Raw genomic sequence first — 23,768 nt, forward strand, 5'->3', positions numbered from 1 at the left:
TGTGGGGGCGTTCCGGAATGATTGTTCGGCGGTGTCCTACTCTCCCACCCGGTCTCCCGGGCAGTACCATCGGCGCTGGGGAACTTAGCTTCCGGGTTCGGAATGGGACCGGGCGTACCCTCCCCGCTGAAACCACCGAAACACTATCGAGATATCGGCACCTCACCCCAACCCACACCCCTAGCAGAGGGGGGTTGGGGTGGTCTGCCGTTCCTCGGGAACCGCACAGTGGACGCGTAGCATCTTTGTAGGACAAGCCCTCGGCCTATTAGTACCAGTCAGCTCCACACCTCGCAGTGCTTCCACTTCTGGCCTATCAACCCGATCATCTCTCGGGGGCCTTACCAGGTTGACCCTGTGGGAGACCTCATCTCGAAGCGAGCTTCCCGCTTAGATGCTTTCAGCGGTTATCCCTTCCGAACGTAGCCAACCAGCCATGCCCCTGGCGGGACAACTGGCACACCAGAGGTTCGTCCGTCCCGGTCCTCTCGTACTAGGGACAGCCCTTCTCAAGACTCCTACGCGCGCGGCGGATAGGGACCGAACTGTCTCACGACGTTCTAAACCCAGCTCGCGTACCGCTTTAATGGGCGAACAGCCCAACCCTTGGGACCTACTCCAGCCCCAGGATGCGACGAGCCGACATCGAGGTGCCAAACCTTGCCGTCGATATGGACTCTTGGGCAAGATCAGCCTGTTATCCCCGGGGTACCTTTTATCCGTTGAGCGACGGCGCTTCCACAAGCCACCGCCGGATCACTAGTCCCTGCTTTCGCACCTGCTCGACCCGTCGGTCTCACAGTCAAGCTCCCTTGTGCACTTGCACTCGACACCTGATTGCCAACCAGGCTGAGGGAACCTTTGGGCGCCTCCGTTACTCTTTAGGAGGCAACCGCCCCAGTTAAACTACCCACCTGACACTGTCCCTGACCCGGATCACGGGCCTAGGTTAGACATCCAGCACGACCAGAGTGGTATTTCAACAATGACTCCACAACCACTGGCGTGGCCGCTTCACAGTCTCCCACCTATCCTACACAAGCCGGACCGAACACCAATATCAAGCTGCAGTAAAGGTCCCGGGGTCTTTCCGTCCTGCCGCGCGTAACGAGCATCTTTACTCGTAGTGCAATTTCGCCGAGTCTGTGGTTGAGACAGCAGGAAAGTCGTTACGCCATTCGTGCAGGTCGGAACTTACCCGACAAGGAATTTCGCTACCTTAGGATGGTTATAGTTACCACCGCCGTTTACTGGCGCTTAAGTTCTGAGCTTCGCCCCGAAGAGCTAACCCGTCCCCTTAACGTTCCAGCACCGGGCAGGCGTCACTCCGTATACATCGCCTTACGGCTTCGCACGGAGCTGTGTTTTTAGTAAACAGTCGCTTTCCCCTGGTCTCTGCGGCCCCCACCAGCTCAGACAGCAAGTGCCGTCACCAGTGGTGGCCCCCCTTCTCCCGAAGTTACGGGGGCATTTTGCCGAGTTCCTTAACCACAGTTCACTCGATCGCCTCGGTATTCTCTACCTGACCACCTGTGTCGGTTTCGGGTACGGGCGGCCCTGGCACTCGCTAGAGGCTTTTCTCGACAGCATGGGATCATCCACTTCGCCACAATCGGCTCGGCATCACGTCTCAGACACATGACATGCGGATTTACCTACACATCGTCCTACACGCTTACCCCGGGACAACCACCGCCCGGGATGGACTACCCTCCTGCGTCACCCCATCGCTTACCTACTACCCCCCAAGATCCCAACCATCTCAGCCCCCGAAAGGACCTCGACAGGAGGTTAGTACAGGAAGATTCAGTATTGGCGCACCAGCGCCGGTACGGGAATATCAACCCGTTATCCATCGACTACGCCTGTCGGCCTCGCCTTAGGCCCCGACTCACCCTGGGCGGACGAACCTGCCCCAGGAACCCTTGGTCATCCGGCGGACGGGATTCTCACCCGTCATTCGCTACTCATGCCTGCATTCTCACTCGCATGGCATCCACGGCTCGATCACTCGGCCGCTTCACACGCCACACGACGCTCCCCTACCCATCCACACACCTGAACCACCCCACGCATGAGGCAGCTAGGCTACACGTGCGAATGCCGCAGCTTCGGCGGTACGCTTGAGCCCCGCTACATTATCGGCGCAGAACCACTTGACCAGTGAGCTATTACGCACTCTTTAAAGGGTGGCTGCTTCTAAGCCAACCTCCTGGTTGTCTGTGCGACTCCACATCCTTTTCCACTTAGCGTACGCTTAGGGGCCTTAGCTGGCGATCTGGGCTGTATCCCTCTCGACTACGAACCTTATCGCCCGCAGTCTCACTGCCGCGCTTCACGTACCGGCATTCGGAGTTTGGCTGAGTTCAGTAAGCTGGTAAGCCCCCTAGCCCATCCAGTGCTCTACCTCCGGCACGAAACACACGACGCTGCACCTAAATGCATTTCGGGGAGAACCAGCTATCACCGGGTTTGATTGGCCTTTCACCCCTACCCACAGCTCATCCCCCAGTTTTTCAACACTGGTGGGTTCGGTCCTCCACACGGTCTTACCCGCGCTTCAACCTGGCCATGGGTAGATCACCCGGCTTCGGGTCTTAGACATGCGACTCAAACGCCCTGTTCGGACTCGCTTTCGCTACGGCTACCCCACAACGGGTTAACCTCGCCACACACCGCAAACTCGCAGGCTCATTCTTCAAAAGGCACGCCGTCACCAGGCCGAAACCCAGCTCCGACGGATTGTAGGCACACGGTTTCAGGTACTATTTCACTCCCCTCCCGGGGTACTTTTCACCTTTCCCTCACGGTACTAGTCCGCTATCGGTCACCAGGGAGTATTCAGGCTTAGCGGGTGGTCCCGCCAGATTCACACCGAATTTCACGGGCTCGGTGCTACTTGGGAATATCTCCGAGAGACAGCATGTTTTCGCCTACGGGGCTGTTACCCACTATGGCCGGCCATTCGCAGACCGCTCGACTAACACACTGTTTTCTGACTCTCTGGAAGGGCGGCAGCCCAACCCGGAAAATCCCACGACCCCCATGCCGCAACGCCTGCCGGCTATCACACGACACAGGTTTAGCCTAGATCCGCTTTCGCTCACCACTACTCGCGGAATCACGGTTGTTTTCTCTTCCTGCGGGTAATGAGATGTTTCACTTCCCCGCGTTCCCTCCAGCCACCCTATGAGTTCAGATGGCGGTGACAGGACTTGGCATCCTGCCGGGTTTCCCCATTCGGAAATCCTCGGATCACAGCTCGGTTGACAGCTCCCCGAGGCATATCGCAGCCTCCCACGTCCTTCATCGGCTCCTGGTGCCAAGGCATCCACCGTGCGCCCTTACTAACTTGGCCACAAAGATGCTCGCGTCCACTGTGCAGTTCTCAAAGAACGGACGACCCCACACCCACACCCGGACACACCCACAAGGGCAGTTTCACGGAGGACATGGTCCGTACCGCAGCCAGCCCCCGAACCCTCAACCAACGAGGACCCGAGGGCTCCATGGCCACCGAAGAAGCTTCCGCTCCCTCAGGACCCAACAGCGCACCATACAAGAACCATCCACCAGCCCGGCCGCCCGTTCCACCCCCACCCCGCAAAAAGATAGGGAGTACTAGACACAAACCAGGCCGTCGACAGCCTCTGGAAGTCAGTGTTCCACGCCAGTGAGCAACCGTCCGGCATGAACATCCGGAAACGGCATGCGCTCCTTAGAAAGGAGGTGATCCAGCCGCACCTTCCGGTACGGCTACCTTGTTACGACTTCGTCCTAATCGCCGGTCCCACCTTCGACGGCTCCCTCCACAAGGGTTGGGCCACCGGCTTCGGGTGTTACCGACTTTCATGACGTGACGGGCGGTGTGTACAAGGCCCGGGAACGTATTCACCGCAGCAATGCTGATCTGCGATTACTAGCGACTCCGACTTCACGGGGTCGAGTTGCAGACCCCGATCCGAACTGAGACCGGCTTTTTGGGATTCGCTCCACCTCACGGCATCGCAGCCCATTGTACCGGCCATTGTAGCATGTGTGCAGCCCAGGACGTAAGGGGCATGATGACTTGACGTCATCCCCACCTTCCTCCGAGTTGACCCCGGCAGTCTCCTATGAGTCCCCGGCCGAACCGCTGGCAACATAGGACAAGGGTTGCGCTCGTTGCGGGACTTAACCCAACATCTCACGACACGAGCTGACGACAGCCATGCACCACCTGTGCGGGACCCCTAAGGACCCCCCATCTCTGGAGGATTTCCCCGCATGTCAAGCCCTGGTAAGGTTCTTCGCGTTGCATCGAATTAAGCCACATGCTCCGCCGCTTGTGCGGGCCCCCGTCAATTCCTTTGAGTTTTAGCCTTGCGGCCGTACTCCCCAGGCGGGGCGCTTAATGCGTTAGCTGCGGCACGGAGGCCGTGGAAGGTCCCCCACACCTAGCGCCCAACGTTTACGGCGTGGACTACCAGGGTATCTAATCCTGTTCGCTCCCCACGCTTTCGCTCCTTAGCGTCAGTTCCGGCCCAGAGACCCGCCTTCGCCACCGGTGTTCCTCCTGATATCTGCGCATTTCACCGCTACACCAGGAATTCCAGTCTCCCCTACCGGACTCTAGCCTGCCCGTATCGACTGCAGGCCCGGGGTTGAGCCCCGGGTTTTCACAGCCGACGCGACAAGCCGCCTACGAGCTCTTTACGCCCAATAATTCCGGACAACGCTTGCACCCTACGTATTACCGCGGCTGCTGGCACGTAGTTGGCCGGTGCTTCTTCTGCAGGTACCGTCACTCTCGCTTCGTCCCTGCTGAAAGAGGTTTACAACCCGAAGGCCGTCATCCCTCACGCGGCGTCGCTGCGTCAGGCTTTCGCCCATTGCGCAATATTCCCCACTGCTGCCTCCCGTAGGAGTCTGGGCCGTGTCTCAGTCCCAGTGTGGCCGGTCGCCCTCTCAGGCCGGCTACCCGTCGTCGCCTTGGTAGGCCGTCACCCCACCAACAAGCTGATAGGCCGCGGGCCCATCCCAGACCAATAAATCTTTCCACACACCCAGATGCCCGAGCATGTGAATATCCGGCATTAGCCCCGGTTTCCCGGAGTTATTCCAGAGCCTGGGGCAGGTTGCCCACGTGTTACTCACCCGTTCGCCGCTAACCCGAAGGTCCGCTCGACTTGCATGTGTTAAGCACGCCGCCAGCGTTCGTCCTGAGCCAGGATCAAACTCTCCATCGATGCTTTAAAACCCCTCGACGGGGAGATGCCCCGGCATATAAAGACAGAAGATCAAGTAGATCGTCCCGTCATATGCCAAAGGAATTACAAAACCACCTGCAGACAACACCAGCCCAAACCCCCCAAAAGAAGGACCCAGACCAGCACCACCCACAGACGGGGTTATATGGCACTGACTTCTATGGCACGCTGTTGAGTTCTCAAGGAGCGGACGCATGAACCGGCTGGACACTCTTTCGGAGTGCTTCACCGGCGCGTTCCGGTTTATACCGGACTCACGCTACCACTTTCCCGGCCGAGGCCGGTGAGGTGATTTCGACATTTCCCGGAACCGGTTACCCGGCCCGCCGTGTCGATCGCACCTTACGGAGCTTCGAGAGAGCCTGTCAAATCCCGCCGCTAGCTGGATTTGGCGCCGCTCTCGCCGTGTCCGAGAACCTACCAGATGGGCTTTCGCGCCGGTCCTGCGACCTGCGTTGAGCCATTTCCGGATCTGTCCTCGGAGCGAGTTCCCGTGTCGGTTCTCTCCGGCTTGCACCGGTGAACCGCCACCTACGGGACCTGAAGAACCGTACCTCATCCCCTTTTCGCCGGTCTCACCGGGGTCCGATGTCACGGAGCTCCTGCGATGTCGCCGGCCCGGTGGGCCGGGACTCGTCCCGGCCGGTGAGGCGAGACGTAACGTTACACCCAGGCAAACCCGGTATGACGGGGGGCCGCTGTGACGGTCCGCACCCAGCGCGTCCGGCCTGGCCGAGCCCCGGTCCGTAGGCGCGCGGCGGCCGCCGGACCCGGCGCGGCGAACGTCCCGCCGCCTCACTACGGCGCCTGCCGCGCCGGCGGTCGCGAGACCGACGGCCGGATACAGGCGACTCGGACGGCTTCGGCGTTTCCCGGACACCCAGGACGGACCGACGCGGTCCGGTCGCCTAGAGTCGGGCCTCCCGGGCTCGTGACCACCGCCGACGGGCGGACCGGCCGGTTCACCCCGTGACGGCATCCCGTGCGCGGCCGTCGGCGGCCACCGCCCGGCGCTACGAACGGTCAACGCGGACCGGATGGCGACGAGTGAACGGACAGGCATCCCGATGAGCGACGGCGTGACCTCCTACGTACGGACCAACCGGGCGCGCTGGAACGAGATCTCCGACGACTACCAGCGTTTCAACGCGCCGCGGATTCGCGGCCAGGCATTCACCGGCGACGTGGCCTGGGGCCTGTGGGGGCTGCCGGAGTCGGAGCTCGACATCTTCGGCGAGGTGGCCGGTCTCGACGTTCTGGAGATGGGCTGCGGCGGGAGCCAGTGGTCGACGGCGCTCTCCCGCCGTGGCGCGAACGCCGTCGGCCTCGACCTGTCCGAACGCCAGCTGGCCCACAGCCGTGAGCTGCAGAAGGAGACCGGGCTGGCCTTCCCGCTCGTCCAGGCGAGCGCCGAGGACGTCCCGTTCGCGGACCGCTCCTTTCACATCGTCTTCGCCGACCACGGCGCGTTCTCGTTCGCCGACCCGACCAGGGCCATTCCGGAGGCGGCCCGCATTCTGCGGCCGGGCGGGCTGCTCGCGTTCAGCCACATCAGCCCGTTGTACGAGATCACCGTCGCGGAGGGCGGTGACCACGCGGGCCGGGCGCTGGCGCGCGACTACTTCGGCCTGCGGCTGTTCAGAGACGCCGATGGCCTCGTCAGCGCGAACCTCCCGTACGGTGAGTGGATCCGGCTTTTCCGGTCCTGTGGCCTGTTCGTCGAGGACCTGCTGGAGACCCGGCCGAAGGCGGATCCGAGCCTGACCGGACGTCAACGTGCCGACAACGAGTGGGCGCGCCGCTGGCCGTCGGAGTGCATCTGGCGGCTACGCCGGTCCTCCTGCTGACCATCGGCGATCCAACGGACCGGCTGCCCGGTCCCGGCGACTCGCCAGCCAGATCGGACCGGTCCGGCCGAGGCGGGCTCAGGCGAACACGATCGTCGTGTTGCTGTGCACGATGACCCGGTCCTCCAGATGCCAACCGACCGCCCGGGCGAGCACGGCCCGCTCCACATGACGGCCGATCCGACGTAGGTCCGCGACCTGGTGGCGGTGGTCCACCCGCTCGATGTCCTGCTCGATGATCGGCCCGGCGTCCAGGTCGGCGATGACGTAGTGCGCCGTCGCGCCGATGAGCTTCACTCCGCGTCTGGCCGCCGCACCGTACGGGTCGGCACCCACGAAGGCCGGCAGGAAGCTGTGGTGGATGTTGATGACCCGTTCCGGATAGGCCGCGAGGAACCGGGGCGTGAGGATCTGCATGTACCGGGCGAGCACCACGAGGTCGACCTCGCCGTCAAGCAGGTCTAGTGCCCGCGCCTCGGCCTCGTCCCGGGTCGTCGCCGTCACCGGCACGTGACGGAACGGGATGCCCCAGTCCGTGGCGACGGTCCGCAGGTCCTCGTGGTTGGAGACGACCATCCGGACGTCCATCGCCAGCTCGCCCGCATGGGTGCGCCACAGCAGCTCCTGCAGCGCGTGGTCGGCCTTCGACACGAAGATCGCGACCCGCTGCCGGGCCGCCGGGGTGGCCACCCGCCACCGCATCCCGCCGCCCATCGCAGGCTCCGCGGCGATCGTGGCCAGCCCGTCCTCGATCGCGGCCAGGCCGGTCGCGAGCCGCTCGCGGTGGAACTCGATGCGCAGGAAGAAGGTGCCGCCGAACGGGTCGGTCGAGTACTGCTGCAGCTCCGTGATGTTCGCGCCGTGGCGGAAGAGCAGGCCCGAGATGGCGGCGACGATCCCCGGCCGGTCCGGGCAGGTCACGAGCACCCGCCCGACGTCCCGGTACCGCTCGGCATGCGCCGCCACGGCGGCCGCGGGCACCAGCGGCCGGACCGGCACCAGGGGCTCGGCGGAGCTCATCGGCTGGGCTGGCCCGCGCGTGCCTTCACCGTCCATCACCGGACGATGATGTCCCGGACCGGCCCGGCCGGTCGAGCCCAGCGCCGGTCGGCGCGTCGAACCGCCCCGGCCCCGAGGAGCTCAGCTGGTGTCCGGCCAGCTGGAGCCACGGCGCGAGCGGCTCAGCGCTCGACGAAGAGGCTCTCGGCGTCGCCGGCCGGACCGGCCGGTCCGGCGGCGGCCCGTTCCACCGTCCGCGCGCTGCTGTCGACCACGGGCCGGCCGTAGGCCGTCCGGGCGCGCCCTGGGGCACAGGGTGGCGTCCGTCACGTCCCGGCGGCTGGTCGGGCGCGGCCAGGCCTCGGGACCCTCAGCTCGCATCGGGACCCTCAGCTCGCATCGGGACCCTCAGCTCGCCTCGGCGCCCAACCAGGCCGTTCGGCCCAGGCGTCATGAGGCGAACAGGCCGAGCTGGTGGGCTCGCTGGTAGCGGTTTCGGGACCGGCTTCGCGGGTTAGCTGGTTCTTGAGGGGACAGCGACGTCCAGCGACGTCCCCGGACCAGGAGGAACAGCCATGAGCACTGGCGGCGAGGCGCGGCGGATTGTTGCCGGTATCGACGGGTCGGTGGAGTCGTTGGAGGCGCTGCGCTGGGCGGCCCGGGAGGCGGAGCTGCGCGGGGCCGACCTGCTGGTCGTGCTGGCGTGGCAGGTGCCGGTCGGCAGCCCGTACGTGCCGGCCGTCCCGCTGGACGCGCAGACCTTGGAGGACGGCGCGAAGCAGGCACTCGAGCACGCGCTCGGCGAGGTGTTCGGCGCGAAGCTGCCCGACGGGGTGAGCGCCGAGATCCGGCAGGGCCCGGCCTCGGCCGTGCTGATCGAGGCCGGCAAGCAGGCCGACCTGCTGATCGTCGGCTCGCGCGGGCACGGCGGGTTCGTGGGCGCGCTGCTGGGCTCGGTGAGCACGGCGATCTTGCATCACGCCCCCTGCCCGGTGCTCGTCGTCCGCGAGCGGCACAACGACGCCTGACGGGGCCTGTTCGAGAGCTGAGGATCCGAAATGAAATAACTTGCGCATCGTGAGCCTTCTTCGGGCCTACGACCTGCGAAGATAGCCCCGCGCATGCATTTGTTGTTCCATTACGACTCCTGAACATCGCCGCTACCCCATCGCTACGCGGGCCACTGTCCGGACAATCACTGTCCCAACGCGTGGCTGGCCGATTACGGTTGCACCGTCCAGAACCGAGATCGGCCGCGAGGTGATGGCGCGTGACGTCGAACGAGCAGGCCGGGCAGGCCCCGAAGAACTCGGCCGAGCCGGCCGTCGGCATCGACTTCGGGACGACGAACTCGGCCGTCGGCATCGTCCAGGCCGGCCGGGTCCGGCTGGTGCCGAGCGCCGAGGGCACCCTGTCCACCCCGAGCGTCGTCGCGTTCACCGCGGACGGGCCGCTGATCGGCGCGGCGGCCGTCCGCCAGGCGGTCACCAACCCCGAGCACACGATCCGGTCGGTGAAGCTGCGGCTCGGCACCGACTGGTCGCACGAGCACGACGGCACCCGCTACTCGGCCGAGGAGATCGCGGCGCTGCTGCTGAAACGGCTGCACGCGGACGTACAGGAATACACCGGAAGCGCGATCGGCAGCGCCGTCCTCACCGTCCCGGCCTATTTCAGCCACGTGCAGCGGCGGGCCCTCGAGGAGGCCGCCCGGATGGCCGGCATCGACGTGGCCCGCATCGTCAGCGAACCGACGGCCACCGCCATCGCCCACGGCCTGCACCGGGCACAGGAGGAGCGCAGCCTGGTCTTCGACCTCGGCGGCGGCACGTTCGACGTCTCGCTGGTGGAGATCGGCGCCGGCGTGTGCGAGGTGAAGGCGACCGCGGGAGACAACCACCTCGGCGGCGACAACTGGGACCAGGCCCTCGTCGACCACCTCGTCGACCGGGTCCGGGACGACCACGGCGTGGACGTCAGCGGCGACCCGAAGGCGCTGGCGCGGCTGCGGGAGGCCGCCGAGACGGCCAGGATCGACCTGTCCGCCGCCACGACGGCGCACGTCTTCCTGCCCTACCTGGCCGGTGTCGGCGGTGACGCCGTGCACCTGGACCTGACGGTCGGCCGGGCCGAGCTCGAGACGATCACCCAGACGATCCTGGAGCGGTGTCGGGATCCCTTCGAACGGGTCTTACGCGACGGCGCGATGCGGACCATCGAGATCGACCACGTGATCCTGGTGGGCGGCGCGGCCCGCATGCCGGCGGTGGGCGCCTTCGTCCAGAAGCTGGCCGGGCAGCCGCCACACCGAACCATCTCCGAAGGCGTCGTGACCGGCGCCGCCCTGCAGGCGGCCGGCCTCGTCGGGCAGGTCAAGAACCTGCGGCTCCATGACGTCATCCCGGCCTCGGTCGGCGTCGAGCAGGTCGGCGGGCTCTACCTGCCGATCATCGTGCGCAACACGACCATCCCGACCCGCCGCCGCCAGATCCTGACGACGACCGTCGACAACCAGAGCACGGTTGCCGTGCTCGTTGTCGAGTCCGAGGAGGACCGGGCCGGACGCGACGACGCCCTCGCCCTCGCTCGGCTCGACGTCACCGGACTGGCGCCGGCCCCCGCGTTCGCGCACCGGATCGACATCCTGTTCGACGTCGACGCGGGCGGCACGCTGCGGGTGACCGCGACCGACCTCGGCACCGGCCGGACCGAGACCCGCGTCATCGACCGTGCCAGCGCACGCGAGGCCGGCCGCGCGCGGCGGCCGGCCGCGATCGACGGCGGCCGCGACCTGGACAACCTCCCGATCGTCACCAGCAGCGTCTCCTACCCGCTGGGCATCGAGATCGCCGGCGGCAGGTTCCACGAGGTCATCACGGCGAACCAGTCCGTCCCGGTCCGCGAGTCGGTCCTCGTCACGAACACCTCGACCGGCCAGCGGGCGATCACCGTGCACGTCGTGGAGAACGGCGGCCGGTTCGTACCCGGCGGCACCTTCCGGCGAGTCCGGCGCTTCGAGCTGACGGGCCTCGCGGTGACGGACCCGCGGACGGCCCGGGTCGAGATCGTGCTGGCCGTGGACCGGCGTCGCCAGCTCACCATCCACGCCCGCGACCTCGCCTCCGGCAGCGACCACACCGAACGCGTCGACCTCGCGCAGACGTTCCAGGAGCCGGTCACCCTCAACGGCTCGGCCCCCGGACTCCCCGTCGTCTTCTGACCGGGATGACAGCCAGGGTTGGGCCGGTTCGCCATCACCACGGGCCTGGCGACGTCGAGTCCTTCCTCGTGGCCGTCCGCACGAACACTCTGACGACCACGAGGCGTGACCGGGCTACTCCACCGGCACTAGACGACCGGTAGCGGGGGCAACGGCAGCGGGAGGGCCGGCAGGCCGTCGATGCTCTCGGCGTTGAAGTCCTTCTTCGCGCAGTAGGCGGCGAACTCGTCGTCGGTCTTGCGGCCGAAGTAGCCGGTGTGGGTCGAGCGGTCGCCGGTGTACTCCAGGTTCGGCACCTTGTAGCCGCAGCTGTCGCTGACCTGCTCCGCGGCCACCACCACGACCGCCCGCACGCTCGGCTGGCCGGGGTTGGGGAACCGGGCGAGCAGCTCGGGGAAGCGCGGGTCGTCCCGGAACACGGGCTCACCGTGCCCGTGTACCCGCACGATCTTCGGTGGCCCGGCGAACGCGCACCACATCAGCGTGATCCGCCCGTTCTCCCGCAGGTGCGCGATCGTCTCCGCGTGGCTGCCGCCGAGATCGAGGTAGGCCACGGTGTGCTCGTCGAACACGGCGAACGTGTCGGCCCCGCCCTTGGGCGACAGGTTCACCCGCCCGTCCCCGCTCAGCGGCGCGGTCGCCACGAAGAACACCGGCTGGGTCTCGACGAACTCCCGCAGCCGCCCGTCGATCCCGTCATAGACCTTGCCCATGCCCCGATTGTCCGCCAACCGGGCCGGTCCGGCACCCAGGTTTGCGCCGAGCGGTGTCGGCTGCTCGATGTTCGTCGAGGATCGTTTGGGGGGAAAGAGCCTTTGGCGGACCGAAGTCCGTTGCGGACGCGTGACCCGAGCGCGGACTGTCGGGCAGAGCAGAAAGGGACTCGAGCGTGGATCACAGCTTGGGCACCGTGGCACTGGTGATCCTCATCGGGCTCGGCCTCGTCGTGCTCGCGATGGTCGTCAGCGGTGCGTTCGTGCTGGTGAAGTACCGGGTGCCGCTACGCGGGATCGTCGCCGCGGTCGGCGCGCTCACCTATCTGGTCTCCCCCGTCGACGCGATCCCTGAGATCATCTTCGGGCCGTTCGGCTACATCGATGACGGTGGCATCCTGCTCGCCGCCGCCTACTACATCTCCCGCCTGGTCGCCGCCCGCCGCGCGGCCGTCGCGGGGCACCCGGAGATCGAGGCCTCCCCCGGCCGCCGCCGGCGCCGAAGCTAGCCGCGGGTCAGCGGCCGCGTCTGCCGTCGCGGGCGGCCAGGCCGGCGAGGTAGGCGTTGTACTGGTCGAACTCGTCGTCGTCGCCGCGGTCCATCCGGGCGTCCTTCGCGCGGGCGCGCCGTTCGTCGGTGCGGGCCCACTGGAAGACGAGTACGGCGATGACGGCCACGCCGGGCAGCTCGCCGAAGCTCCAGGCCATCCCGCCGCCGAGGTGCTGGTCGGTCAGCGGCGAGGCGCCCCAGGTCCGGGTGAGCAGCGAGTAGTAGGAGCTACCGATCACGCTGCCGGACATCATCAGGATGATCCCGAAGAAGGTGTGCACGGCGGACGCGGTGAACAGCAGGATGATCCGGATCGGGTGGCTCGGCCGCTTCGGGCCCGGGTCGACGCCGATGAGGATCCAGAAGAACAGATAGCCGACGACCAGGAAGTGGACCATCATCGCCAGGTGCGCGAGGTGGTTGCGCAGCACCCAGCCGAACAGCGGCGTCAGGTAGAGCACGTAGAGCGACACCGAGAACAGCGCCCAGGCGACCAGCGGGTTGCCGACGAAGCCCAGCCAGCGGCTGTTCACCATCCGCAGCAGCCAGGCCCGGGCGCTGCGGGTCGTTCCGGTCACCCCGGTCGGCAGCGCGCGCAGCGCCAGCGTCACGGGCGCGCCCAGGTTCAGCAGGATCGGCGCGAGCATCATCAACAGCAGGTGCTGGACCATGTGGACGCTGAACAGCACCCGGCCGTAGCGGCCCAGGCCGCTGCTGGTCGCGAACGCGATGACGGCCATCCCGCACGCCCAGCTCACCGTCCGGCCGATCGGCCAGGGCGCGCCCGCGCGGCGCAGCCGCACCGCGCCGACGAGGTAGAGCCAGGTCCCGAGCAGGACGATCGTGCCGGAGAGCAGGTCGGGCCTGGCCTCCGTGAAGACCCGGGCGATACTGATCGCCGGCGGCATCGGGTAGCCGAGGATCGCGACGACCGGGTTGTCGGAGGTGGCGCCGTCGGCGGCGGCCGGCGTCGCCGTGCGGGACAGTCCCGCGCCGAGCGCGATCGCGACCCCCATCAGCGTGACCTCGGCGGCGCCGAGGCGCAGGAAGGGCCGGCGCGCGGCGACCACGGTGGCCTGATCCGCCGGGGCGGCTCCGTTCGCTGGCACCGCGGCGCTGGCCGCGAGGCGGCGGATCGTGAACTGGCGGTGGGCCGCTCCGCAGCCCGCGAGGAGTACCAGCGCGACCGTCTTCGCGATCACCAGGTTGCCGTACCGGCTGTCGAAGAGGGCGTCGAACGCGACGACCCGCACGTAGGCGTTGACGACGCCGCTGATCGTGACGACGACCAGGCACAGCCCCGCGATCCCGCTATAGCGGCGGACGGCGGTCAGCAGCTCCGGCCCGGTCAGCGACCGGCCGCCGAGCAGCAGCGCGGCGAGCCCGCCCACCCAGGCCGACACGGACAGGACGTGCAGGCCGCCGCTGACCGTCGCGAGGTCGTGGCCGCCGGAGCCGTGCGCGTGCCCGGTCATCGCGACGGGCAGCAGCGCGAAGAGCGCTGTCGCGGTCAGCCAGGCGGACGTGTCGAGCTTGCGCGCCACGCCCGCGCCGACGGCGATCGCGAACGCGATCGCGGCGACGATGAGCAGCGCCCGCGGCTGGGGCACCGCGTCGATCACGTTGCCGACGTCGTGCGCGGTGAGGGCCGCCGGCAGCGGCTTGCCGATCAGGTCGGAGACGGTGAAGGCGAACTGGGCCAGCGACGCGACGCACCACACCCAGGCGGTGACGGACGCCCACCGCAGCATTCGTCGCCCCGCGGTGCCCGGCCTGCCACCGGCAGCCGGGAACAGGAACGCGGCCGCGAGCAGCGCGCCGACGGTGCCGACTCCGGCGGTGTCGCACAGCAGCCGGCTGATCGGCAGTCCCCACCCGGTGACCAGGCCCGGATCGGCCCCGGCCAGGTCGGCTGGCAGGCGCTTCGGCGCCGAGCCGCCAACCTCCAGCACGAGGACGAGGGTCGCCAACATCGCGACGCCGCCCCCGAGCACTCCGGCGACGACCGGCCACCGCCCACCAGAACCGGCGCCCACCGAGGTGGCCGGCGCAGGAGTGATCGGCGCAGGAGTAGTCGAGCCACGGCTCTCGGCAGGGAGCGCGACCGGTCCGGCCGACACCGGCTTGGGTTCGCTGGGCACCGTCCCGGTAGCCGGCGCGGACACGACGGTGGACGCGTGGTCAGGCTCCATCGGTGCCCCCCTGCCCGCGGCGGGCCCGAAGGGCGATCACCGCACCGCTGACGACGACGAGCACGCCGACGCCGACGGCTATGCCCACCACCAGGCCGGCGGACGACCCGCCCTTGCCTTCCGACGTCGCCCCGGTCCCGGGCAACGTGGTCCCGCCACCGGCCGGAGCGCCGGCCGCGGGCGGAATGGTCGCCGAGGCCGCCGCGGCCGTAGGCGACGAACCGGACCCTACGTCACCCGTCGCGGTGAACGTGACCTGCCCGGTCACCGGGTGCCCGTCCGCGGACACGATCCGGTAGGACAGCCGGTACACCCCAGCGGGACGGTGGTCCGCGAGGCGCTGGGTGACGATCGCCCCGTCGAGGACGGCGTCACCGACGGCGGCGTTGCTTCCGCCCGGCCCTTCGACGGCGACCGCGCCCAGCCCGAGCAGATGCTGTGCGAACGTGAGCTGGATCTGATCGGGGGCGACCGGCACGGTCGAGCCGTCGGCGGGCGTGCTCGACAGAAGCCGGGTGTGCGCGGACGCGGGCGCCGCGATGGCGACCAGCGCCACCAACGCGAGACCGACGCCGGCCAGCCCGGCCCCCACCCGCCGGCCCAGCGCCCAGCCGCCGGCCCGCGGGCCGAGGACGCGGCCAGACCGGTGGCCGTATTCCGATGCACGCATCCCGCGTCTCCCACCCGCCGCCAGGCACACCGGCGCACGGCGGTCAGACCGCGGCGCCGGCGTTCACACCCGAGCTTCCTTCTACGTCACGTCGAAGATACCCGGGCGCCCCGCGCACGCCAGAAGGGCGCAGCGCTGAGCGGTCAACCAGTTCGGGCCCGTGGCGACCGGGCGGGCCGGGCCGGCCGGCCGCTCGGACCAGGAGCCGGGGTAGAGGGCGGCGTCGATGCCGGCCACGGCGAGGACGCCGATCTCGTGGGCGGCGGTCACCCCGGAGCCGGCCTCACACGGGCGCAACGTTCGGGCAGCAAAGCTGCGAACGGCAGCCTAGTGCAGCGGCAGGCCGGACCAGGCGGCATGCCGCGCGCCACCCGGGTGCTCGACGGCCGAGGCCGTGGCGCCGAGCAGCAGCGTCGTCCGCCGGTCCGGGTCGTGGCGTGGCCAGGCGGGCAGGGCCGGCGTCGACGGGTCGCCGGTGCGGGCGAAGGCGAGCAGCGCGTCCTGCCAGCGGGCGGCGGCACGGCGGGCCGGGTCCGGGCTCGTCCCGTCGGCGCGGCCCCAGGTCAGTGGCAGGTCGGCACCGTGCATCGCCGCCCGCCCGGCGGTGACAGGGTCGAAGCGGAGGGTCCAGGACCGGCCGCCGGCGGCGTCCGCGGCGGCGGCGAGGCGGGTGGCGGGCAGCGCGAACATCGCGTCGGTGAGCAGTGCGGACCGGCCGGCGGCCGGGTCGCCGGTCTCGCGGGCATAGAGGTCGAGCAGCGCCTGCCACCGGGCCTCGCCGAGTGTGCCCAGCGCGCGGCGCTCCAGGCCGGCCGGGACGACCTCGGGCGCGAGCGCGAGGAACAGCTCGGCCTCGTCGCGGCACCAGGTGACCAGCAACGGCACGTCGCGCGCCGAGCCGGCCGCGACCGCCGCCGTCGGCGCCACCGGCAGGACGGCCCCGTCGACGGACGGCGCGAACGGGTCGAGCCCGAGCCGCGCGCCAGGCAGCACCGACTCCGCGAGCAGCGCCTCGCCCGCGCGGAGCAGCTCGACGGTCGACGCCCGCGCCGGCGGGTGGCCGACCAGGTGCAGGTAGCGGTGGCGGACGCGCTCGCTGTCGGCCTGGTCTCGCAGGTGGTGGGCGGTGCCGCTCTGCAGGACGGCGCGGTGGAACAGGCCCCGGGCGTCCGGCGCGCCCAGCAGCGCGCCCACGTACATCGCCCCGGCGGACTCCCCGAAGACGGTCACCAGGGCTGGGTCGCCGCCGAACGCCGTGGCCGCGGCCCGCACCCAGCGCAGCGCCGCGAGCTGGTCGAGCAGGGCGAGGTTGCCGGTGCCCGGCTGCGGGGCAAGGGCGAGGTGGCCCCACGGGCCGAGCCGGTAGTTGAGCGTCACGACGACGACGTCGCCACGGGCGGCGAGCCGCGCGCCGTCGAACGAGCTGCCGGCGCCGCTCACGAAGCCACCGCCGTGGATCCAGACCAGCACCGGCCGCGGCGGCCCAGCCGGCCCGGGCGACCAGACGTTCAGGTAGAGGCAGTCCTCGCTGCCGCGCGGCTCCCGGCCGCGGCGCGCGGGGGCCCGCAGCCCCGGCAACCGCAGCTGGGGGCCGGTCGGGCCGAACGCCGAGCAGTCTCGCTCGCCGGCCCAGGGCTCCGGCGGCTCCGGGGCCTGGAACCGCCGCTCCCCGACCGGCGCGGCGGCGTAGGGCAGGCCACGCCACACCCGCACGGCGCCCAGGTCGACGCCCCGTGCGACGCCCCACGGCAGCCGCACCGCCGCCCGGTCCTCGGCCTCCCCAGCGTCGCGGACGTCAGGCGCGCGGATCCGATCCCCTCGGCCGGCCCAGCCGGGCACGCTTCCCGGCAACGAAGACAGACCGGACACCGGCGATGCCTCCCTGCCAGATTCGGCGACCCGCCGCGGCGGCCCCTCGCCAGTAAAGCCCCCGTGGCGACGGCGACCGATCAGGGGCGCGGCCGGCACCCGACAGGTCCGCCGGACCGGTCGACCAAACGGAATGAGCGTCACGGCCGGGACACAGGGTTGAAGCGGAGGGAGGTTCCGGTTGTCGGTAATATGCGGAGCACGATTCCGCTTCGACGGGATCGCCTCCCTCTTCTCGTCGCGATCGGAGCACCATGTCCGCCGAACCCGGCATCGGCCCGTCCAGACCCGGCGCGGCCGCGCCTGTCAGCGGGGCGGCCGCCGCCAGCGCGGGCACACAGCACCACGTGCGTGCGCCGGGGCGCGGAAACCCGACACTGATCTTCCTCACGCTGGCGCTCGGCGCGGGTGCCTACACGGTGCTGCAGTCGATGGTGCTGCCGGCGCTGCCCACCATCCAGCGCGATGTGCACACCTCGCAGGTGGGTGTCACCTGGCTGCTGACGGCGTTCCTGCTGTCCGCGTCGATCGCGACGCCGATCCTCGGCCGGGTCGGCGACCTGTTCGGCAAGCGGCTGATGCTCCTCATCGTCTTCGCCGCGCTCAGCGTCGGCTCGCTGCTCGCCGGGGTCTCCAACTCGATCGGCCTGCTGATCCTGGCCCGGGTCATCCAGGGCCTAGCCGGCGCGATCTTCCCGCTGTCGTACGGGATCATCCGGGACGAGTTCCCGCCCGCGCGGGTGCCGGCGGCGATCGGCCTGATGTCGGCGATGCTCGGCATCGGCAGCGGCCTGGGCATCGTGCTCGCCGGACCGATCATCAACGCCTTCTCCTGGCACTGGCTGTTCTGGTTCCCCCTGATGGTCTCGGTGCTGGCGCTGGCGGCGACGGCCGTCTTCGTGCCGGAGTCACCGGTGCGGGCTCGCGGGACGGTGAACCTCGGCGCGGCCGTGGCCCTGGCCGCCTGGCTGGTCGCGCTGCTGCTCGGGCTGTCGCAGGGAACCAGCTGGGGCTGGACCGCGCCGGGCACGCTGGGCCTGTTCGCCGGCGCCGTCGTGACGTTCGCGCTGTGGGTCTGGGTGGAGAGCCGCTCGGCCGTGCCGCTGATCGACCTGAAGATGATGCGGATCCCGGCGGTGTGGTGGACCAACGTCGCCGCCCTGCTGCTCGGCGTCGGCATGTACTCGACGTTCATCGTGGTGCCGCCGCTCATGCAGACTCCGCGGCGGATCGGGTACGGCCTCGGCGCCTCGGTCACGCAGTCGGGCCTCTACATGCTGCCGAGCACCGCTGCGATGCTGGTCATCAGCCTGTACATCGGGCGGCTCACCAGCCGGTTCGGCGCCAAGCCGCCGCTGGTCGTTGGCTGCCTGCTCACGGCGGCGTCGTTCGTGCTTCTGACGGTGGCGCACGACCAGCCGTGGAACTTCATCGTGATGACGGCCATCCAGGGCATCGGCATCGGGCTCGCGTTCTCCTCCATGGCCAACCTGATCATCGCGGCGGTGCCGATCGAGGCGACCGGCGCGGCGACCGGCATGAACTCCAACATCCGCACCATCGGCGGATCCATCGGCAGCGGTGTCGTCGCCAGCCTGCTGGCCGCCGGAACGCTGCCGAGCGGGTACCCGAAGGAGTCGGGCTACACCGTCAGCATGATCGTGCTGGTCATCGCGACCGTGGTCGCGGCGGTGGCCGCCGCCCTGGTGCCGGTCGCCCGGTCGCGCGCCGGGGGGTCGGGCCGGGCGGCCGAGGGCATCGTGGCCGAGCCCGCTGCCCCCGGCCAGCTGGCCTCCGAGCCGGCCGCCGGCTGACCCGCCGATCACCTACGCTCGTCCCATGACCACCACCGCGGCTCGTGCCCGGCCGGCCGCGCGGCCGGCGGCCACAGAGTCCGGCCCGGCGACCGCCGGGCCGGACTCTGTGGCCGCCGCGGACCACCCGAGCCGCGCGGAGCGCCTGCGCTGCGACGCCGCGCGCAACCGGGAGCGGGTGCTGGCCGCAGCGCTGGAGCTCTACCGGGAACACGGGCCGGCGTTCACGGTCGAGGAGGTCGCCACCCGGGCCGGCGTCGGGATCGGCACGATCTACCGCCGTTTCCCGACCAAGAGCGCGCTGCTCGACGAGCTGGCCCGGCCGTTCTTCGAGCGGCTGCTGACCACCGTGCAGGCCGCCCGGGCCCACCCGGTGCCGGCCGAGCGGCTGGAGACCTTCATCCGGGCGATGGCCGAGCAGCAGGCCGTCAACGGCATCCGGTCCGGCCGGCTGTGGGACACGACCGTTGCCCGGCCGCTGCGGGACGAGTACCTCCGCACCGTCGAGCTGATCCTGGCCGACGCGCGGGCTGGCGGTCGGGTCCGCGCGGACGTCGACCCGCACGACGTCGGCGTCCTCATCTGGACCGTCAGTGCCCTGGTCGACGCGACCGACCGGGCCGCGGCCGAGATCTGGCGCCGCTACCTCGACCTGGTCCTCGACAGCCTGCGCCCGGGCGGCGACCGGCCGCTGGCCACCCGGCCGATCACGGCGGCCGACTGGGAGAGCCTGGTCGTCGCCGGCCCGGTGCTGCGCCTCGGCGGCTGAGCCGCCGGCGCGCTAGGCGACCTCGACGATCTTCTTCCCGAGCGGCAGCAGCGACACCGGGATCAGCTTGAAGTTGGCCAGGCCCAGCGGAATCCCGATGACCGTGAGGCACAGCAGCACCCCGGTGACCAGGTGGCCGATGGCCAGCCACCACCCGGCGACGATGAACCACAGCACGTTGCCGATCAGCGACGGCGCGCCGGCCGACGGGTCGTCGACCACCGTCCGGCCAAACGGCCACAGCGCGTAGTTCGCGATCCGCAGCGACGCGAACCCGAACGGGATCGTCACGATCAGCACGAAGCACACCAGCGCGGCGACCGCGTACCCGATGGCCATCCACAGGCCGCACAGCACCAGCCAGATGAGGTTCAGCAGCAGCCGCATCAGCGTTCCCTTCGCGCCCGTCCACCTTCGATTAGACCGCCGGTCCCGGTGGAACCGCCAGTCGACCGGCGGACACACCCCTAACCGGTCCAACGCAGTATCCGGCGACGGACCAGGGCATCTCCCACCATGTCCGGCAGGCGTCAGCCGGCCCGGCCGGCGGACCGGGCCACGGCGGGCGATAGGTCGGTGGCACAGCGGGTAAAGCCTGACCATGAGCCTCTCGTTCGGCTGGCGGCGCCGGCCGCCGTGGACACCGGCCCGGCTCACGACGGAGCCGCCGGAGCCGCACCCCTGGCGTCGCCCTGACCCGGAGGTCCCGCTGAGCCCGGCCCTGCCGCCCGACCCGGCCCCGCCGGAGCCGCCGCACCACCGCTCCAGGGCGGCCCGGTGACGGCCGGACCGGGCGCGGACGCCGACGTCTGCGTGGTCGGCGCCGGGCCGGCCGGCCTGATGCTCGGGCTGCTCCTCGCCCGCGCGGGGGTCCGGGTGACCGTCCTGGAGAAGCACCCCGACTTCCTGCGCGACTTCCGCGGCGACACGGTCCACCCGTCGACGCTCGACGTGCTCGCCGAGCTGGGTTTCGAGGAACGCGTCGCCGGGCTGCCGGGCCGCCGCGTCCGCGAGCTGACCGCGTCCTACGCCGACGGCACCTTCCGCGTCGCCGACTTCACCCGGCTGCGGGTGCCGCACCCGTACGTGCTCTTCCTGCCGCAGTGGGACCTGCTGGAGATGCTCGCGGCGGCCGCCGCCGAGTACCCCGGCTTCACGCTGCTGCGCTCCCACGAGGTGACCGAACTGCTGTTCGACGGCCTGGGCGGGCCGGCCAGCGGGGTCGTCGCGCTGGCCGCGGACGGCCGGCGGACCGAGGTGCGGGCCCGGCTGGTCGTCGCGGCGGACGGGCGGCGCTCGGTGGTCCGCGACGCGCTCGTCCGGGCCGGCCGCGGCCTGTCGCGACGCGAGTTCGGGGCGCCGATGGACGTGCTGTGGTTCCGGGTGCCGCGCTGGCCCGAGGACCCGGAGGGCCTCGCCGCCCAGATCGGCGCCGGCCGGCTGCTCATCATGATCGACCGGGGCCACTACTGGCAGACGGCGTACGTCATCCCCAAGGGCGGGCGGCAGACGGTCCTCGCCGCCGGGCTCGACGCGCTGCGTGCCACGGTCATCGAGCTGGCGCCCTGGCTGCGCGGCCGGGCCGGCGCCGTCGCCGACTGGGACGACGTCAGCTTCCTGGAGGTGCGGGTCGACCGCCTGCGCCGCTGGCACTCCCCCGGTGTCCTCCTGATCGGCGACGCGGCCCATGCGATGTCACCGGTCGGCGGCGTCGGCATCAACCTCGCCGTCCAGGACGCCGTCGCCGCGGCCCGGATGCTCGCCGGCCCGCTGCGCGGCGGCGCGGGCGCGGCGGAGCTCGCGCCCGTGCTCACCCGGTTCCAGCGCCGGCGGATGCTCCCGACCATGGGCACCCAGCTGTTGCAGCGCTGGGCCGCCCGCGGCGTCATCGGCCCGACGCTGCGCGCCGACGTCCCGGTCCGGGCCCCGGCCGCCGTCCGCCTGATGGACCGCCTGCCGTTCCTGCGCGTTCTGCCGGCCTGGGTCGTCGGCGTCGGGCTGCTGCCGGAGCGGATGCCTCCGGCCGCGGCGGCGCCGTCGGCGCGAGCGGCGGCGCGTCAGGACCTGCCCACCGCTCGGTAACCGCCGACGCGGGCTCCCGGACGGGCGGGAGGCCTCAGGCCGGCTCGGTGTCGCCGTCGACGACCGTGTCAGCGGGGGCCAGGTCCTCCCGCAGTCCTTTGAACGACGGGTGGCGCATCCGGCCGTCCGCGGTCCAGTGGGCGTACGCGACCTCGGCCACCAGCTCGGGGCGCACCCAGACAGCGGCGCGCACGTGCGCGTCCGGCACGTCGACGAAGGGCGGCTGGTCGCAGCGCAGCGGCGCCAGCAGCCGGCCGAGCAGGTCGAGGGTGGTGTCCGAGAAGCCGGTGCCGACGTGCCCGGCGTACCGGAACGTCGGCCCGTCAGGCGCGGCCTCGTGCGGGCGCTCGGCGACGCCGATGAGCAGCGAGCCGACCCGGTCCGCTCGCCGGCCGGCGCCCGGCTCCCAGCCGCCGATGACGACGGACTGCGTGCGGGTGTTCTTCACCTTGACCCAGTCGAAGCCCCGCCGGCCGGGCAGATAGGCCGCCGAGCGCCGCTTGGCGACGACGCCCTCCAGCCCGGCAGCGGCGCTCGCCCGCAGTACGTCGGGTCCCTCGCCCACCAGCGCCTCGGACAACGCCAGCCCCGGCAGGCCGGCCAGCAGCGCCCGGCGCTCGTCGTAGGACCGGGCGGTGGTCAGCTGCCCGTCCAGGAAGAGCAGGTCGAAGACCAGATAGCTGACCGGGATCCGGCCGGCGAGCCGGCGGGCGGCGGCCGCGTCGGTGACGTGCATCCGGTGGGCAAGCAGGCCGAAGTCGGGCGTGCCGTCCGGGCCGAAGGCGACGATCTCGCCGTCGAGCACGGCCTGGGTCGGCCCGAGCGCCACGCCCAGGGCGCGCAGCTCGGGGAACGCCACGGTCACGTCCCGGCCGGTGCGGCTGCGGGCCAGCACCTGCCCACCGTCGACGAAGGCCAGCACCCGCATGCCGTCCCACTTGACCTCGTAGGCCCAGTCCGGCCCGGTCGGCAGCTCGCGGCCGGCGACGGCCCGCATCGGCGCGAGCGCGGTAGGCAGCGGCGCGCGGGCCGGCCCGGCGCCGCGGCCGGGCTCCGGGGCTCCGGCCGCGTCGCGGCCGGCGCTGGGCCCGCGCGGGGCGTCCCCGGTCACGGTGTCTCCCCGGTCATGGCACATCCCTACCCGACGCGTCCGAGCGCCGCCACGCTGGCGGCCCAGATCGGCTCGCACCGTGCTGATCCGGTAGAAAGGCGCAGGCCGTTGCCAACCGTGGCTGATGCGAACGAGGTGGTCATGCCGGACTCCGCCGTCCTGCAGGTGCTGATCGGGCTCGCCCTGGTGTTCGCGGTCTTCAGCGTCGCGGTCTCCAGGGTGAACGAGACGGTCCTCGGGTTCCTCAACTACCGCGGCCGCCAGCTGGAGGCCGAGCTGCGCCGGCTCGCCTCCGAGAACGTCGAGCGCGACCCGGCCCTGCCGGCCGAGCCGGACTCGCCGGACGGCTCGACGGTGGGCCAGAGCATCGGCGCGGTCAGGGATCTCACCGCGGAGCTGCTCGACGGGCCGCTGCGCGGGCTGCGGACCGGCGGGCGCCCGTCCGTCCCGGCGGTCGGGGTGAGGGGGCCGTCGAGGCCGTCCGTGACATCGGGGCGCTGCAGATCCCGTTCGGCTGGACCCGCTCGCACGCGGCCTCCGACCCGCGGGCGCTGCCGCGCGACGCCGGCGGCTGGGCGCTGAAGGCCCTCGGCTGGCTGATCGCCGTCGCCGCGCTCGCCGCCGGCGCTCCGTTCTGGTTCGACCTGCTCGGCCGGCTGGTCAACATGCGCTCCACCGGTCCG

The 23,768-nt window shown here is 70.3% G+C and carries 16 protein-coding genes, 3 rRNA genes and 1 pseudogene; 9 read left to right on the forward strand and 11 right to left on the reverse strand.

Going from position 1 to position 23,768, the window contains the following annotated elements; all coding sequences use genetic code 11:
* Positions 1-23 precede the first annotated feature (23 nt).
* From rrf to FRADC12_RS01675, 3 genes are all read right to left on the reverse strand, one after another.
* Positions 24-140, reverse strand: a 5S ribosomal RNA gene (rrf, locus tag FRADC12_RS01665).
* 108 nt (positions 141-248) lie between these two features.
* Positions 249-3,358, reverse strand: a 23S ribosomal RNA gene (locus FRADC12_RS01670).
* A 364-nt stretch (positions 3,359-3,722) separates the two neighbouring features.
* Positions 3,723-5,228, reverse strand: a 16S ribosomal RNA gene (locus FRADC12_RS01675).
* Together the 16S, 23S and 5S rRNA genes form the textbook arrangement of a ribosomal RNA operon.
* Before the next feature lie 1,088 nt (positions 5,229-6,316).
* On the opposite strand from FRADC12_RS01675, the gene FRADC12_RS01680 reads away from it, so the two are divergent.
* Positions 6,317-7,096, forward strand: a complete 780-nt coding sequence (locus tag FRADC12_RS01680) for a class I SAM-dependent methyltransferase (protein ID WP_045875277.1) — start codon at positions 6,317-6,319, stop codon at positions 7,094-7,096.
* A gap of 78 nt (positions 7,097-7,174) precedes the next feature.
* Here FRADC12_RS01680 and purU read toward each other — a convergent pair whose 3' ends face one another.
* A complete protein-coding gene (gene purU, locus FRADC12_RS01685) occupies positions 7,175-8,116 on the reverse strand; it encodes a formyltetrahydrofolate deformylase (RefSeq protein ID WP_232303545.1) in 942 nt (313 codons plus the stop codon).
* Positions 8,117-8,670: 554 nt separating this feature from the next.
* On the opposite strand from purU, the gene FRADC12_RS01690 reads away from it, so the two are divergent.
* Together FRADC12_RS01690 and FRADC12_RS01695 are read left to right on the forward strand one after the other, a co-directional pair.
* Positions 8,671-9,123, forward strand: coding sequence for a universal stress protein (locus tag FRADC12_RS01690; RefSeq protein ID WP_045875278.1), 453 nt, complete (start codon positions 8,671-8,673; stop codon positions 9,121-9,123).
* 242 nt (positions 9,124-9,365) lie between these two features.
* Positions 9,366-11,315 carry an Hsp70 family protein gene (locus tag FRADC12_RS01695; RefSeq protein WP_045875279.1) on the forward strand — a complete coding sequence of 650 codons (1,950 nt, stop codon included), beginning with the start codon at positions 9,366-9,368 and terminating at the stop codon, positions 11,313-11,315.
* 128 nt (positions 11,316-11,443) lie between these two features.
* Here FRADC12_RS01695 and FRADC12_RS01700 read toward each other — a convergent pair whose 3' ends face one another.
* Positions 11,444-12,028, reverse strand: a complete 585-nt coding sequence (locus FRADC12_RS01700) for a pyridoxamine 5'-phosphate oxidase family protein (RefSeq protein ID WP_045875280.1) — start codon at positions 12,026-12,028, stop codon at positions 11,444-11,446.
* 176 nt (positions 12,029-12,204) lie between these two features.
* On the opposite strand from FRADC12_RS01700, the gene FRADC12_RS01705 reads away from it, so the two are divergent.
* Positions 12,205-12,537, forward strand: coding sequence for a YkvA family protein (locus FRADC12_RS01705; protein WP_045875281.1), 333 nt, complete (start codon positions 12,205-12,207; stop codon positions 12,535-12,537).
* Between the two features lie 7 nt (positions 12,538-12,544).
* On the opposite strand, the gene FRADC12_RS01710 is transcribed toward FRADC12_RS01705, so the two are convergent.
* From FRADC12_RS01710 to FRADC12_RS01725, 4 genes and pseudogenes are all read right to left on the reverse strand, one after another.
* A complete protein-coding gene (locus FRADC12_RS01710) occupies positions 12,545-14,770 on the reverse strand; it encodes a bifunctional copper resistance protein CopD/cytochrome c oxidase assembly protein (RefSeq protein ID WP_045875282.1) in 2,226 nt (741 codons plus the stop codon).
* Complete coding sequence (locus FRADC12_RS27995) at positions 14,760-15,440, reverse strand: copper resistance CopC family protein (RefSeq protein WP_052710632.1); 681 nt, start codon at positions 15,438-15,440, stop codon at positions 14,760-14,762. Before FRADC12_RS27995 ends, FRADC12_RS01710 begins: the two co-directional genes overlap by 11 nt.
* 81 nt (positions 15,441-15,521) lie before the next feature.
* Positions 15,522-15,719, reverse strand: a pseudogene (locus FRADC12_RS32715) (hypothetical protein); the annotation flags it as partial.
* Positions 15,720-15,767: 48 nt separating this feature from the next.
* Positions 15,768-17,309 carry a carboxylesterase/lipase family protein gene (locus FRADC12_RS01725; RefSeq protein ID WP_084010389.1) on the reverse strand — a complete coding sequence of 514 codons (1,542 nt, stop codon included), beginning with the start codon at positions 17,307-17,309 and terminating at the stop codon, positions 15,768-15,770.
* A gap of 254 nt (positions 17,310-17,563) precedes the next feature.
* Between FRADC12_RS01725 and FRADC12_RS01730 the strand changes: the two genes are divergently transcribed.
* Positions 17,564-19,123, forward strand: a complete 1,560-nt coding sequence (locus FRADC12_RS01730) for an MFS transporter (RefSeq protein WP_084010390.1) — start codon at positions 17,564-17,566, stop codon at positions 19,121-19,123.
* 25 nt (positions 19,124-19,148) lie between these two features.
* Complete coding sequence (locus FRADC12_RS01735; RefSeq protein WP_084010391.1) at positions 19,149-19,892, forward strand: TetR/AcrR family transcriptional regulator; 744 nt, start codon at positions 19,149-19,151, stop codon at positions 19,890-19,892.
* A 12-nt stretch (positions 19,893-19,904) separates the two neighbouring features.
* Here FRADC12_RS01735 and FRADC12_RS01740 read toward each other — a convergent pair whose 3' ends face one another.
* The gene (locus FRADC12_RS01740; RefSeq protein ID WP_045875284.1) at positions 19,905-20,279 is read right to left on the reverse strand and encodes a YccF domain-containing protein; all 375 of its coding nucleotides are present in this window, start codon (positions 20,277-20,279) and stop codon (positions 19,905-19,907) included.
* A gap of 214 nt (positions 20,280-20,493) precedes the next feature.
* Between FRADC12_RS01740 and FRADC12_RS01745 the strand changes: the two genes are divergently transcribed.
* Both FRADC12_RS01745 and FRADC12_RS01750 read left to right on the forward strand, forming a co-directional pair.
* Positions 20,494-20,673 (forward strand): hypothetical protein, encoded by a 180-nt coding sequence (locus FRADC12_RS01745; protein WP_045875285.1) that lies wholly within the window; start codon positions 20,494-20,496, stop codon positions 20,671-20,673.
* Positions 20,670-21,974 (forward strand): FAD-dependent oxidoreductase, encoded by a 1,305-nt coding sequence (locus tag FRADC12_RS01750; protein WP_084010392.1) that lies wholly within the window; start codon positions 20,670-20,672, stop codon positions 21,972-21,974. Before FRADC12_RS01745 ends, FRADC12_RS01750 begins: the two co-directional genes overlap by 4 nt.
* 34 nt (positions 21,975-22,008) lie before the next feature.
* On the opposite strand, the gene ligD is transcribed toward FRADC12_RS01750, so the two are convergent.
* Positions 22,009-23,085 (reverse strand): non-homologous end-joining DNA ligase, encoded by a 1,077-nt coding sequence (gene ligD / locus FRADC12_RS01755; protein WP_232303546.1) that lies wholly within the window; start codon positions 23,083-23,085, stop codon positions 22,009-22,011.
* Between the two features lie 141 nt (positions 23,086-23,226).
* Here ligD and FRADC12_RS01760 point away from each other — a divergent pair, with 141 nt between their 5' ends.
* The gene (locus FRADC12_RS01760; protein WP_232303547.1) at positions 23,227-23,667 is read left to right on the forward strand and encodes a hypothetical protein; all 441 of its coding nucleotides are present in this window, start codon (positions 23,227-23,229) and stop codon (positions 23,665-23,667) included.
* Positions 23,668-23,768 lie beyond the last annotated feature (101 nt).

Source organism: Pseudofrankia sp. DC12 (assembly GCF_000966285.1).
In the GTDB taxonomy this organism is placed as follows: Bacteria; Actinomycetota; Actinomycetes; order Frankiales; family Frankiaceae; genus Pseudofrankia.